The organism is Isoptericola sp. NPDC056618 (assembly GCF_042792715.1).
Classification (GTDB): domain Bacteria; phylum Actinomycetota; class Actinomycetes; order Actinomycetales; family Cellulomonadaceae; genus Isoptericola; species Isoptericola nanjingensis.
This window is the reverse complement of the sequence record NZ_JBHTVZ010000025.1, coordinates 26,847-39,102: the sequence shown is the minus strand read 5'-3', so window position 1 is coordinate 39,102 and position 12,256 is coordinate 26,847. Positions and strand designations below refer to the sequence as shown.

The 12,256-nt window shown below is 72.3% G+C and carries 13 protein-coding genes; all 13 read right to left on the bottom strand.

The annotated features are described in order from the left end of the window. Positions 1-160: 160 nt before the first annotated feature. The 13 genes from atpD to rpmE all read right to left on the bottom strand — a co-directional run bounded on the left by atpD (position 161) and on the right by rpmE (position 12,094). A complete protein-coding gene (gene atpD, locus ACFQ8T_RS20370; protein WP_430548289.1) occupies positions 161-1,642 on the bottom strand; it encodes a F0F1 ATP synthase subunit beta in 1,482 nt (493 codons plus the stop codon). Between the two features lie 79 nt (positions 1,643-1,721). Continuing rightward, positions 1,722-2,621, bottom strand: coding sequence for a F0F1 ATP synthase subunit gamma (locus ACFQ8T_RS20365; protein WP_430548288.1), 900 nt, complete (start codon positions 2,619-2,621; stop codon positions 1,722-1,724). Positions 2,622-2,623: 2 nt separating this feature from the next. After that, positions 2,624-4,252: a F0F1 ATP synthase subunit alpha gene (gene atpA / locus ACFQ8T_RS20360; RefSeq protein ID WP_429767007.1), complete on the bottom strand. Its 1,629-nt coding sequence runs from the start codon at positions 4,250-4,252 to the stop codon at positions 2,624-2,626. 80 nt (positions 4,253-4,332) lie between these two features. Beyond that, entirely contained in the window at positions 4,333-5,148 is an 816-nt protein-coding gene (locus ACFQ8T_RS20355; protein ID WP_430548287.1) for a F0F1 ATP synthase subunit delta, read from the bottom strand. After that, entirely contained in the window at positions 5,148-5,753 is a 606-nt protein-coding gene (locus ACFQ8T_RS20350; RefSeq protein WP_430548291.1) for a F0F1 ATP synthase subunit B, read from the bottom strand. Before ACFQ8T_RS20350 ends, ACFQ8T_RS20355 begins: the two co-directional genes overlap by 1 nt. Before the next feature lie 2 nt (positions 5,754-5,755). After that, entirely contained in the window at positions 5,756-5,986 is a 231-nt protein-coding gene (locus tag ACFQ8T_RS20345; protein WP_079569652.1) for an ATP synthase F0 subunit C, read from the bottom strand. Between the two features lie 101 nt (positions 5,987-6,087). Continuing rightward, the gene (gene atpB, locus ACFQ8T_RS20340; RefSeq protein WP_430548286.1) at positions 6,088-6,957 is read right to left on the bottom strand and encodes a F0F1 ATP synthase subunit A; all 870 of its coding nucleotides are present in this window, start codon (positions 6,955-6,957) and stop codon (positions 6,088-6,090) included. A gap of 180 nt (positions 6,958-7,137) precedes the next feature. Beyond that, a complete protein-coding gene (locus ACFQ8T_RS20335; RefSeq protein ID WP_430548285.1) occupies positions 7,138-7,599 on the bottom strand; it encodes a hypothetical protein in 462 nt (153 codons plus the stop codon). Continuing rightward, the gene (locus tag ACFQ8T_RS20330; RefSeq protein ID WP_429767014.1) at positions 7,596-8,843 is read right to left on the bottom strand and encodes a glycosyltransferase family 4 protein; all 1,248 of its coding nucleotides are present in this window, start codon (positions 8,841-8,843) and stop codon (positions 7,596-7,598) included. The genes ACFQ8T_RS20335 and ACFQ8T_RS20330 overlap by 4 nt, the downstream gene beginning before the upstream one ends. Further along, the gene (locus tag ACFQ8T_RS20325) at positions 8,840-9,625 is read right to left on the bottom strand and encodes an L-threonylcarbamoyladenylate synthase (RefSeq protein WP_430548284.1); all 786 of its coding nucleotides are present in this window, start codon (positions 9,623-9,625) and stop codon (positions 8,840-8,842) included. Before ACFQ8T_RS20325 ends, ACFQ8T_RS20330 begins: the two co-directional genes overlap by 4 nt. Positions 9,626-9,629: 4 nt before the next feature. After that, on the bottom strand, positions 9,630-10,592 hold the full coding sequence (prmC, locus tag ACFQ8T_RS20320; protein ID WP_430548283.1) for a peptide chain release factor N(5)-glutamine methyltransferase: 963 nt from the start codon (positions 10,590-10,592) through the stop codon (positions 9,630-9,632). A gap of 22 nt (positions 10,593-10,614) precedes the next feature. After that, entirely contained in the window at positions 10,615-11,709 is a 1,095-nt protein-coding gene (gene prfA / locus ACFQ8T_RS20315) for a peptide chain release factor 1 (RefSeq protein WP_430548282.1), read from the bottom strand. Positions 11,710-11,884: 175 nt separating this feature from the next. Beyond that, on the bottom strand, positions 11,885-12,094 hold the full coding sequence (rpmE, locus tag ACFQ8T_RS20310) for a 50S ribosomal protein L31 (RefSeq protein WP_429767019.1): 210 nt from the start codon (positions 12,092-12,094) through the stop codon (positions 11,885-11,887). Positions 12,095-12,256 lie beyond the last annotated feature (162 nt).

Here is a 12,256-nt window from a genome sequence, read left to right as displayed (position 1 = left end):
GTAGGCGGGAGCGGGGAGCGGGCGCGGGCGGCCCGGGGGGGGCGGGGGGGGCGGGGCGGGGGCCCCCCCGGGGGCAGGTACCACCCACCACGGCGGGGGGGGGGGGCGCCCGCGGGGGGGGGGGCCCCCCCGGGGGGCCCGACGCGGCGGGACGAGACCGTCAGGCCCCGTACTCCTTCTGGATCCGGGCCCAGTTCTCCTCGAGCATCTCGAGGCCGCCGATGTTGTAGAACGCCTGCTCGGCGATGTGGTCGAACTCGCCCTCGGCGATCTTCTTGAACGCCTCGATGGTCTCGCTCAGCGGCACGGTGGAACCCTCCACGCCGGTGAACTTCTTCGCCATGTAGGTGTTCTGGGAGAGGAACTGCTGGATGCGGCGCGCACGCGCGACGACCGTCTTGTCCTCCTCCGAGAGCTCGTCCACACCGAGGATCGCGATGATGTCCTGCAGCTCCTTGTTGCGCTGCAGGATCGACTTCACCTGGGTGGCGACGTCGTAGTGCTCCTGGCCCACGTAGCGCGGGTCGAGGATGCGGGACGTCGAGGTCAGCGGGTCGATCGCCGGGTACAGACCCTTCGACGCGATCTCGCGGGAGAGCTCCGTCGTCGCGTCGAGGTGGGCGAACGTGGTCGCCGGCGCCGGGTCGGTGTAGTCGTCCGCCGGCACGTAGATCGCCTGCAGCGAGGTGATCGAGTGACCGCGCGTCGAGGTGATGCGCTCCTGCAGGAGGCCCATCTCGTCGGCCAGGTTGGGCTGGTAGCCCACCGCGGACGGCATGCGGCCCAGCAGGGTCGACACCTCGGAGCCGGCCTGCGTGAACCGGAAGATGTTGTCGATGAAGAGCAGCACGTCCTGCTTGCGCACGTCGCGGAAGTACTCCGCCATCGTCAGCGCGGACAGGGCGACGCGCAGACGCGTGCCCGGCGGCTCGTCCATCTGGCCGAAGACCAGGGCCGTCTTGTCGAAGACGCCGGCCTCCTCCATCTCGGCGATGAGGTCGTTGCCCTCACGGGTGCGCTCGCCGACGCCGGCGAACACGGACACACCGCCGTGGTCCTGCGCGACGCGCTGGATCATCTCCTGGATGAGGACCGTCTTGCCGACGCCCGCACCACCGAAGAGGCCGATCTTGCCACCCTGCACGTACGGGGTGAGGAGGTCGATCGACTTGATGCCGGTCTCGAACATCTCGGTCTTCGACTCGAGCTGGTCGAAGGCCGGGGGCTTGCGGTGGATCGGCCAGCGCTCGGTGACCTCGAGCTTCTCGCCCTCGGCGAGGTTGAGGACGTCGCCGGTCACGTTGAAGACCTTGCCCTTGGTGATGTCGCCGACCGGCACGCTGATGGGCGCGCCCGTGTCGGTGACGACGGCGCCGCGCACGAGGCCGTCGGTCGGCTTCAGCGCGATCGCGCGGACCAGGGAGTCGCCCAGGTGCTGGGCGACCTCGAGCATGAGGGTGAAGGACTTCTCCCCCTCGCCCTGCGACGACAGGTCGATGTCGACCGTCAGGGCGTTGTAGATGTCGGGGATCGCGTCCTCGGGGAACTCGATGTCGACGACGGGGCCGATCACGCGCGCGACACGGCCCACGCCGGGTCCGCTCTGGTGCTCGACCGGGGCTTCCACGGTGGTGGCGGTCATTGCTTGCCTCGCTTCGAAAGGAACGTTGCGGATGTCAGTACGGTCGTCAGAGCCGGCTGGGCTGCTGCCATGGCCGGCGTCATGACGCCGCGAGGGCGTCGGCACCCGAGACGATCTCGCTGATCTCCTGGGTGATGTCCGCCTGGCGGGCCTGGTTCGCCAGGCGCGTGTAGGTGCGGATCAGGTCCTCGGCGTTGTCCGTCGCCGTGTGCATCGCCCGCTGGCGCGCGGCCAGCTCCGACGCCGCGGCGTCGAGCATGAAGCTGAAGATGCGGCTGCGGACGTAGCGCGGCAGGAGGGCGTCGAGGACGCTCTCCGGCGACGGCTCGAAGTCGTACAGCGGGAACGTCTCGTGCTCGCCGGGTGCGGCGACGCCCTCGACGACCTCGAGCGGGAGCATCCGCACGACGCGCGGCCGCTGCGTGACCATGTTCACGAACTGCGTGTACACGACGTGCAGCTCACCGACGCCGCCCTCGTCCGCCGGGGCGAGGAACGACCCGAGCAGGGTGTCGGCGATCTCGCCGGCGACGTCCGAGTCCGGGCTGTCCGAGCCGTACGACCACTGCCCCGCGAGCTGGCGCCCGCGGTAGCCGTAGTACGAGACGGCACGGCGGCCGGTCGCGTAGAGGGCGACCTGCTTGCCCTCGCCCTGCAGCTGCGCGACGAGACGCTCCGTCTCCCGGATGATCGACGCCGAGTAGGCGCCGGCCATGCCGCGGTCGGACGCGATCACGAGGACCGCGACGCGGTCCGTGTCGTGCCGCTCGCTCGTCAGCGGGTGCTTGGTCGACGTGTGCGTCGCCACGGCCGACACCGCGCGGGTGATGGCACGCTCGTACGGCGACGCCGCGGCGGTGCGCGCCCGCGCCTTGCCGATGCGGGAGGCCGCGATCAGCTCCTGCGCGCGGAACATCTTCTTCAGCGACTGCGTCGACTTGATCCGCTGCTTGTAGATGCGCTGGGCTCCACCGGCCATGCTCAGGCCTTCTTCTGCACGACGAGCTGCTCCTGCTCGACGTCCGCGGAGTCGCCCTCGTCGTCACCGCCGACGAGCGGGGTGCCGTCGGCCTTGAGGAAGCCGTTGCGCACGTCCTCGACGGCCGCGGCCAGGGCGTCCTCGGTGTCCTGCTCGAGCTTGCCGGTCTCGGCGATCGTGGAGAGCACCGAGGTGTGGCGACGCAGGTGGTCGAGCATCTCGGACTCGAACCGCTTGACGTCCTCGACGGGGACGTCGTCGAGCTTGCCCTTGGTGCCGGCCCACACGGACGCGACCTGGTCCTCGACCGGGTACGGCGTGTACTGGGGCTGCTTGAGCAGCTCCATCAGCACCGCACCGCGGGCCAGCTGGCCGCGCGACGCCGCGTCGAGGTCGGACGCGAACATCGCGAAGGCCTCGAGCGAGCGGAACTGCGCCAGCTCGAGCTTCAGCGTGCCGGAGACCTTCTTCATCGCCTTGATCTGCGCGTCACCACCGACTCGGGAGACGGAGATGCCGACGTCGACCGCCGGGCGCTGGTCGGCGTTGAAGAGGTCCGACTGCAGGAAGATCTGGCCGTCGGTGATGGAGATGACGTTGGTCGGGATGTACGCCGAGACGTCGTTCGCCTTGGTCTCGATGATCGGCAGGCCGGTCATCGAGCCCGCGCCCAGGTCGTCCGAGAGCTTCGCGCAGCGCTCGAGCAGACGGGAGTGCAGGTAGAAGACGTCGCCGGGGTACGCCTCGCGGCCCGGCGGGCGGCGCAGCAGCAGCGACACGGCACGGTAGGCCTCGGCCTGCTTCGACAGGTCGTCGAAGATGACCAGCACGTGCTTGCCCTGGTACATCCAGTGCTGGCCGATGGCCGAACCGGTGTAGGGGGCGATGTACTTGAAGCCCGCCGGGTCGGACGCCGGGGCGGCGACGATCGTCGTGTACTCGAGCGCGCCGGCCTCCTCGAGGGCGCCGCGCACGGAGGCGATCGTCGAGCCCTTCTGGCCGACGGCGACGTAGATGCAGCGGACCTGCTTGCTCGGGTCGCCCGACTCCCAGTTGGCCTTCTGGTTGATGATCGTGTCGATCGCGATCGCGGTCTTCCCGGTCTGCCGGTCGCCGATGATCAGCTGACGCTGACCGCGACCGATCGGGATCATCGAGTCGATCGCCTTCATGCCGGTCTGCAGCGGCTCGTGCACCGACTTGCGCTGCATGACGCCGGGCGCCTGGAGCTCGAGGGCGCGGCGGCCCTCGCTCTCGATGTCGCCCAGGCCGTCGATCGGGTTGCCCAGCGGGTCGACGACGCGGCCGAGGTAGCCCTCGCCCACGGGGACGGACAGGACCTCGCCGGTGCGGCGGACCTCCTGCCCCTCCTCGATGCCCGTGAACTCGCCGAGGACGACGACGCCGATCTCCCGGACGTCCAGGTTCAGGGCGAGGCCGAGCGTGCCGTCCTCGAACCGCAGCAGCTCGTTCGCCATCGCGCCGGGGAGACCCTCGACGTAGGCGATGCCGTCGGCGGCGACGGTGACGCGGCCGACCTCCTCGCTGACCGCGCCCTCGGGCTCGTACGACTTCACGAAGCTGTCCAGAGCGGCGCGGATCTCCTCCGGCCGGATCGTCAGCTCAGCCATTGCTCTCTCCTGTCGTGGCCGCGTATCGCGCGGCCTCACGTTCTGCGTAGCCGACCGGGGCCGGCGCTGGGCCTAGGGGTTCAGCCGGCCAGCCGGCGACGGGCGTCGGCCAGGCGGGACAGCACGGTGGAGTCGACGACGTCGGCGCCGACCTGGATGCGCAGGCCGCCGATGACGGCGGCGTCGACCGTGACGTTGAGCTGCACGGGGCGCCCGTAGGCACGCTCGAGCAGCCCGGCGAGCCGGTCCTGCTGGGACTGGCTGAGCACGCTGCCGCTCGTGACCGTGGCCACGAGACGACGACGACGCTCGGCGGCGATCTCCCCGTACCACAGCAGCGTCGCCACGAAGCGGCGGCCGCGCAGGGCGGTCGTGGCGCGACGGGCGAGCACGAGCGTCACGTCGTCCACCTTGCCCGTGAGCAGGGAGTCGACGAGCTGCGCGCGGCGCCCGGGTTCCGTCGTGGAGTCCGAGAGCACCTGGCGCGCCTCACGCTGCCCGACGAGCGCCCGGGTCAGCCGGAACAGCTCGTCCTCGACCGTCTCGAGGGTGCCCCGCGCCTCGGCGGACGCCAGCACGGCGTCGAGGCCGAGACGCTCGACGGCGTCCGCGAGGTCCCGGTCGCCGGACCAGCGCGACCGCGCCAGCCCCGTGACGAGGTCCACGACGCGCTCGTCGAAGCCCCCGGCCAGCACGCGGCCCGCCAGGGCCGCACGGTCCTCCGGGTCGCGCGACGGGTCGGCGAGCGACCGGCGCAGCGGCCCGGACCCGTCCAGGGCGGCGACGACGGCGAACAACTGCTCGCCGAGCGCCTTCGCGTCGGCCCCGGCGGACCGCAGGACCGGCTCGAACCGCTCCTGCGCCGCCGCGAGGGATGCTCCGCTGGTGCCCCGCATCAGCCCTCCTTGCCGACCGAGTTGCCGACCGGCGTCGCCGTGCGCGACTCGTCACCCGCGGCCTCGAGCTCGTCGAGGAAGCGGTCGACGACGCGCGACTGGCGCGCGGAGTCCTGCAGCGACTCGCCGACGATCTTGGATGCCAGCTCGGTGGCCAGCTCGCCGACCTCGGCGCGCAGCGAGACGGCCGCCGTCTGGCGCTCCGCCTCGATCTGGCGGTGGGCGGTCTCGACGATGCGCGAGGCCTCCTCGTGCGCCTTGGTGCGGAGCTCCGCGACGATGGCGGTGCCCTCGGCGCGCGCCTCCTCGCGGGTCTTCGCCGCGTCGGCACGGGCCTCGGCGAGCTGCTGGTGGTACTCCTTCAGCGCCTCCGCAGCCTCCTCCTGGGCCTTCTCCGCCTTGGCGATGCCGCCCTCGATCTTCGCGGTGCGCTCGTCCAGCACGGCCTGGAACTTGGGCAGGACGTACCGGTAGAACACGAACCCGACGATGATCACGATGATCAGCGACCACACGATGTCGTACGTGTGCGGCAGCAGGATGTTCTGCTCGGTCCCCTCGGCGGCGAGGACCGCCGGCGTGGAGGTGTTCAGGGAAGAGGTCATCATCACGGAACGATGAAGCCGGCCACCAGGCCGAGGAGCGCGAGCACCTCGACGAAGGCGATACCGATGAACATCGTGGTACGGAGCTGGCCGGAGACCTCGGGCTGGCGAGCCATGCCCTCGATCGTCTTGCCGATGAGGATGCCGAGGCCGATGCCCGGGCCGACCGCCGCGAGGCCGTAACCGACGGTGCCGATGTTTCCGGTGACCTCGGCGAGGGTGGTGACGTCCACTGGGTTTCCTTCCGTTGGGCGCCGGACCACGGTGGCCCGGCGTCGCTTTCTGGGTGCAGTTGGTAGGACGGGGTCCGGCTAGGCCGGGAACCGCGAGACGGTCAGTGCTCCGCCTCGACGGACATGTTGAGGTACACGGCGGTGAGGATCGCGAACACGTACGCCTGCAGGGCGGCCACGAAGACCTCGAAGAAGAAGAACGCCGCGCCGGCCACGAACGTGCCCGCGCCGAACAGCTTCATCGCGCCGGCCGAGTCGAAGAGGAAGAACGACGTGGCCGCGAAGCAGATCGCGAGCATGAGGTGCCCGGCGACCATGTTGGCCAGGAGCCGGATGACGAGCGTCGCGGGGCGCAGGACGAAGACCTGCAGCGCCTCGATCGGCACGAGCAGCACGTAGAGCGGCTTCGGCACCCCCGGCGGGAAGAGCGAGTTCTTGAGGTAGCCACCCAGACCGTGCGCCTTGACGCCCGCGGAGAGGTACATGACGTACGTCCACGCGGCGAGCACGATCGGCAGGCCGATCACGGAGGTGCCCGCGATGTTGAGGAACGGGATCACCGCGGCGATGTTCATCACGAGGACCGTGCAGAAGATCGTCGCGAGCAGCTTGAAGTACTTGCGGCCGTTCTCCTGGCCCAGCACCTCGATGGCGATCGAGTTGCGCACGAAGTCGAGGATCATCTCGACCGCGTTCTGGAACCGGCCGGGCACCAGGCGGGCGCGCCGGGCGGCGAGGCAGAACACCACCAGCAGGACGGTGGCCATGATGACGCGGACCAGCATGATCCGGTTGAACTCGAAGGGGGTGCCCTCGAAGAAGATGGCCGGCGGGAAGAAGTCCGCGATCGTCGGCGCGTGGAACTCGCCGTCACCTTCGGCGGCAAGCAGCAGGGGGATCGCTGGCGTAGACAGGGGATTCTCCCGGAGGTCGTACGGTCCGGGCGCTCCACTCCTGGGAGGGCACGCCATCGGACCTGGCCGTCATGGATTCGCGGACAGCCTACCGGATGTTCACAGGTGCTCCGACATCGCTGAGCAGTTTTTCCGGCCAGATCTTGCGGCTTGTGAAGAAGCGCACGATGTTGCCCCCGGCGACGAATGGTCGCCCGGCGCAAGCACCCTGGTCAAAGGCTCGGTCGGACGGCGCGATCAGGGCTGCACGTAGGGCACGCGGCCGCTGTTCACCGCGCGGTAGTCGAGCAGCGCGGACCCGATCGCCCCGACCGCGAGCACGGCGATCAGCACCCACGGCGCGTAGAAGGTGGCGCCCTGGAGCAGCGCCAGCACCACGATGAGCACGACGATCTTGGCCACCCAGGCGCCCATGACGAACGCCGCCATGCGCGCGGGGCTCGACCCGACGGTGCGCATCATCGACCAGATCGTCGTCGCGCAGAAGAACGCCGCGATCGCGGCGCCCACCAGGGCGCCCCACAACCCCGGCAGGCCGGCGACCAGCAGGCCGATGCCGCCGCCCAGCACCACCAGGGCGCCGACCAGCAGCAGCGTGTCCCGCAGCGCGGTCCGCAGGACCCGCCGCTCGGCGTCGGTGGCGTGCTCGTCCGCGGCGGCAGGGTCGGGCGTCGGGCCGGGGGCGTCGGGCGTCGTCATCGGGGGCGTCCTTCGTGCGTCGTCAGGGTGGGCGCAGCCGGGCCGGCCGGCGGCGGGGTCGGGGAACGGTGGGGCGCGGGCGCCGGGTGCGCCGCCACGACCGCCGGGTGGCTGCCGGTGGCGACGTCGTCGTCCAGGAAACGTCCGCGGGTGCGCAGCGGGCCGAGGGTGAGGAGCAGCGCCACCACCACGGCGACGCCGAGGCCCGCGAGCACGGCCTTCCAGTCCCAGAGCACGAGGGCGGCCACGCCGAAGGAGAAGACGGCGGCCCACACGTAGAGGATGAGCACCGCGCGCCGGTGGGAGTGGCCGAGCGCCAGCATCCGGTGGTGCAGGTGCATGCGGTCGGGGTGGAACGGCGACTTGCCCGCGGCGAGGCGACGGATCACGGCCATGACCATGTCGAGGAGCGGCAGCAGCACCACCGCCACCGGCAGCAGCAGCGGGATGAACAGGGGCACGCGCTGCGCGCCGGAGAGCGTCGCCCCCATCGAGACCGGGTCGACGTTCCCCGTGATCGTGATGGCCGAGCCGGCGAAGACGAGGCCGAGCACCATCGAGCCCGAGTCGCCCATGAAGATGTGCGACGGGAAGAAGTTGTGCGGCAGGAAGCCGAGACACGCCCCGACCAGCACGGCCATCATGAGCGTCGCGAGGTTGGCGTAGTTCTCCGGCGTCGCCTGCTGGGTCAGCCCGTAGGTGTACAGCAGGAAGGCGGAGCCGCCGATCGCGATCAGGCCCGCGGCCAGCCCGTCCAGGCCGTCGACGAAGTTCACCGCGTTCATCGCCACGACGACCACCAGGATCGTCAGGAATAGCGAGATCCTCGACGAGGTGATGAACAGCCAGTCCGGGGTGGGCAGCGACGTGAGCTGGACCTGCTGGAGGGCCATGAACCCCGCCGCGAGCACCTGCCCGGCGAGCTTGGTCATCCAGTCCAGGTCCCACACGTCGTCGGCCCAGCCGAGCAGGCAGACGATGACGGCGCCGCCCACGATGCCCCACGCCTGCGGGCCGGTCTCGAAGACGCCCGCGAGGAACGGCATCTGCGAGGCCAGCACCACCGCGACGACGATGCCGAGCAGCATCGCGAGACCGCCCAGCCGCGGCGTCGGCTGCACGTGCACGTCGCGCGCCCGCACCGCGGTGATCGCGTTCGTGCGGCGCGCGACCCACCGCGCGCCCGGCGTGGCGAGGTAGGTGACCGCCGCCGAGACGAGCAGCAGGAGCAGATAGGCCCTCACCCGGCGGACTCCTCCGCGGGGGCGGAGCCCTGCTCCTCGGTCCGGGCGGGCGTGCCCGCGTCGGCGGGCTCGGGCGACGCGTCAGCGGTCCCGGCGGTGGACGCGGCAGGGGTCTCGGTGGCGGGCTCCTCGACGGGCTCGTCGACGCCCCGCACGGGCGCGGCGTCGTTCAGCGCCTCGAGCGTGATCGCGCCCTGGCGTACCACGCGCAGCTGCGCGCCCGTGGCGTCGACGATGGTCGAGGCGACCCCGCCGGGCGCGTCCCCGCCGTCGAGGTAGACGGTCACCGCGTCACCGAGCTGCGCCTGCGCGTCGGCGACCTCGAGGGCCGCCGGGTTGCCGGTGGCGTTGGCGCTCGACACCGCGAGCGGGCCCGTGCGCCGCAGCAGCGCCAGCGCGGCCGGGTGGTCGGGCATGCGGAGCGCGACGGTGCCGTGCGTCTCCCCCAGGTCCCACTGCAGCGAGGGCTGCGCCTGCAGGATGATCGTGAGCCCGCCCGGCCAGAACGCCTCGGCCAGCTTGCGCGCGTCGTCGGGGACCTCGGTGGCCAGCCCGTCGAGGGTGCGGACGTCGGGGATGAGGACGGGCGGGGGCATCTGGCGCCCGCGGCCCTTGGCCGCGAGCAGGGCCGCGACGGCCTCCGCGTCGAAGGCGTCGGCGCCGATCCCGTAGACGGTGTCTGTCGGCAGCACCAGCAGGCCGCCGCGCGAGACCGTGTTCACCGCCTCGTCGATCGCAGGGCCCCAGGTGTTCGGGTCGGTGACGTCGTGCACGCTGCTCACGGGCTCAGTCTGTCACGGTTCGACCGGCCGCCGGCCGGCCGTCCGGGTCGGTGGCCAGGTGCTCGCGCGTCCCGCCGGAGCGGCGCGCCACCACCATCCGCGGCCGGCCGGTGAGGTCGTCGCGCGTGCTCGCGGGGCCGAACCCGCCGGCGCCCGCCACCATCGCGCGCGCCGCGGCGGCCTGCACCTCCGCGTGCTCCATGACGTACAGCCCGCCGGGGCGCAGCAGCCGCGCCGCGGCGGCGGTCACTCCACGGGGCACCTCCAGCCCGTCGTCGCCCAGGCCGTAGAGCGCCACGGCCGGGTCGTGGTCGGCCACCTCGGGGTCGCGCGGCACGGCGCCCGGCGGCACGTACGGCGGGTTGGAGACGACGACGTCGACGGTGCCGTCCAGCTCGCGCAGCGCCGTGCGCGCGTCGCCGCGCAGCAGGCGGACGACGGCGTCCGCGCCCGGCCCGTCCCCCGACGCCGCGGCGACGTTGCGGGCGGCCCACCGGTGGGCCGCGGCGTCGAGCTCGACGGCGTGCACGCGGGCGCCAGGCACCTCGGTCGCGACGGCCAGCGCGATGGCTCCCGACCCGGTGCAGAGGTCGACCACGACCGCCGTGCCCTCGCGGGCCACCACGCGCACCGCCTCGTCGACCGCGACCTGCGCGACCTCCTCGGTCTCGGGCCGCGGGACGAAGACGCCCGGCCCGACGGCGAGCTCCAGGTGCCGGAACGCGGCCACGCCGGTGAGGTGCTGCAGCGGCTCGCGGTCCGCGCGCCGCGCGACGTCGGCGGCGAACCGGTCGGCCGCGCCGTCCGGCAGGACGCGGTCCAGCACGGCGAGGCGTCGCGCCTCCGACCGGTCGACGCCGAGGGCGTGCGCGAGCAGGGTCTCCGCGTCCACGCGCGGGCTGGGCACGCCGGCTGCTCCGAGCCGCGACGTCGCCCAGCGCACGGCCCCGCCGACGGTCCCGGGCACGGCGGGAACCGCGGACGTCGCGTCAGTCACCGGTGCTGCCCGCGGCCGCGAGCCGCGCCGCCTCGTCGGCCTCGACCGCCGAGCGCACCACCGGGTCGAGGTCCCCCGCGAGCACATGGTCGAGGTTGTACGCCTTGTACCCGGTGCGGTGGTCCGCGATGCGGTTCTCCGGGAAGTTGTAGGTGCGGATCCGCTCGCTGCGGTCCACGGTACGCACCTGGGAGCGCCGGACGTCGGCGGCGGCCGCGGCGGCGGCCTCCTGCCGCGCCGCGAGCAGCCGGGCGCGCAGCACGCGCATCGCCTGCTCCTTGTTCTGGAGCTGCGACTTCTCGTTCTGCATCGACACGACGATCCCCGTGGGGACGTGCGTGATGCGGACGGCCGAGTCCGTCGTGTTCACGGACTGGCCGCCCGGACCCGACGACCGGTAGACGTCGATGCGCAGGTCGTTCGGGTCGATCTCGACCTCGCCGGGATCGTCCACCTCGGGCAGCACCAGCACGCCGGCCGCCGACGTGTGGATGCGCCCCTGCGACTCCGTCACCGGCACGCGCTGCACGCGATGCACGCCGCCCTCGTACTTGAGGCTCGCCCACACGCCCTCGGCGGGGTCGGAGACGCTCCGCGCCTTGACCGCGACCTGGACGTCCTTGTACCCGCCCAGCTCGGTCTCGGTGGCGTCGAGCACCTGGGTGGCCCAGCCGCGGCGCTCGGCGTAGCGCAGGTACATGCGCAGCAGGTCGCCGGCGAAGAGGGCCGACTCGTCGCCGCCCTCCCCCGCCTTGATCTCGAGGATGACGTCGCGCGCGTCGTCGGGGTCCCGCGGCACCAGCACGCGCCGCAGCCGCTCGGACGCGTCGTCCGCCGCTGCGCGCAGGGCCGGCAGCTCGGCCGCGAAGGCCTCGTCCTCGGCGGCGAGCTCGGCGGCCGCCTCCGCGTCGTCGCGGGCCTGCTCCCACGCGCGGTACGCCGCGGCGACCTGGTTCAGCTCGGCGTAGCGGCGGCCGAGAGAGCGGGCGCGCCCCGCGTCCGCGTGCACGGCCGGGTCGGCCAGCGCGCGCTCGATCTCGGCGTGCTCGTCGAGCAGCGGCCGCGCGGCGGCGAACGAGTCGGTCATGGGTACTCCCGGTCCGGGCGCGAGGCGGCGTCGGGCCCGGCGCGGACCACCTCACCGGGACACGCACTGCCTCGACGGGTGGCGACACTCCCTCGGCAAAGCAGAAGCGCCGGTGGTCCGTCGTCCGACTGCCCCTGGAGAGGTTGTCGGGCGGACCACCGGCGCTGTCAGGCAGCTACTTCTTCTTGCCGTAGCGCGCCTGGAAGCGGGCGACGCGGCCACCGGTGTCGAGGATCTTCTGCTTGCCCGTGTAGAACGGGTGGCAGGCGCTGCAGACCTCGACGCTGATCTTGCCGGAGGTGGCGGTGCTGTGGGTCGTGAACGTGTTGCCGCAGGTGCAGGTCACCTCGGTGACGACGTACTCGGGGTGGATTCCGGACTTCATGATGCTCCTTGGTGTGATGCCACCGGGTCGCCCCGCAGGACAGCGGGCCGTGAACCGGATGGCCGACGAACCATTGTGCCAGAACGCGGACGCGCCCCGGACATCCCCGGTGCGGGCGGCCCCCGGGGCCCGGGCCCCCGGGCGAAAAGGAAGGGGCGCCCC

Bases quoted from the DNA above. Each gene is read 5' to 3' on its own strand.
- atpD (WP_430548289.1), bottom strand. From the start codon at position 1,642: ATGACCGCCACCACCGTGGAAGCCCCGGTCGAGCACCAGAGCGGACCC.
- ACFQ8T_RS20365 (WP_430548288.1), bottom strand. From the start codon at position 2,621: ATGGCCGGTGGAGCCCAGCGCATCTACAAGCAGCGGATCAAGTCGACG.
- atpA (WP_429767007.1), bottom strand. From the start codon at position 4,252: ATGGCTGAGCTGACGATCCGGCCGGAGGAGATCCGCGCCGCTCTGGAC.
- ACFQ8T_RS20355 (WP_430548287.1), bottom strand. From the start codon at position 5,148: ATGCGGGGCACCAGCGGAGCATCCCTCGCGGCGGCGCAGGAGCGGTTC.
- ACFQ8T_RS20350 (WP_430548291.1), bottom strand. From the start codon at position 5,753: ATGACCTCTTCCCTGAACACCTCCACGCCGGCGGTCCTCGCCGCCGAG.
- atpB (WP_430548286.1), bottom strand. From the start codon at position 6,957: ATGGCGTGCCCTCCCAGGAGTGGAGCGCCCGGACCGTACGACCTCCGG.
- ACFQ8T_RS20335 (WP_430548285.1), bottom strand. From the start codon at position 7,599: ATGACGACGCCCGACGCCCCCGGCCCGACGCCCGACCCTGCCGCCGCG.
- prfA (WP_430548282.1), bottom strand. From the start codon at position 11,709: ATGACCGACTCGTTCGCCGCCGCGCGGCCGCTGCTCGACGAGCACGCC.
- rpmE (WP_429767019.1), bottom strand. From the start codon at position 12,094: ATGAAGTCCGGAATCCACCCCGAGTACGTCGTCACCGAGGTGACCTGC.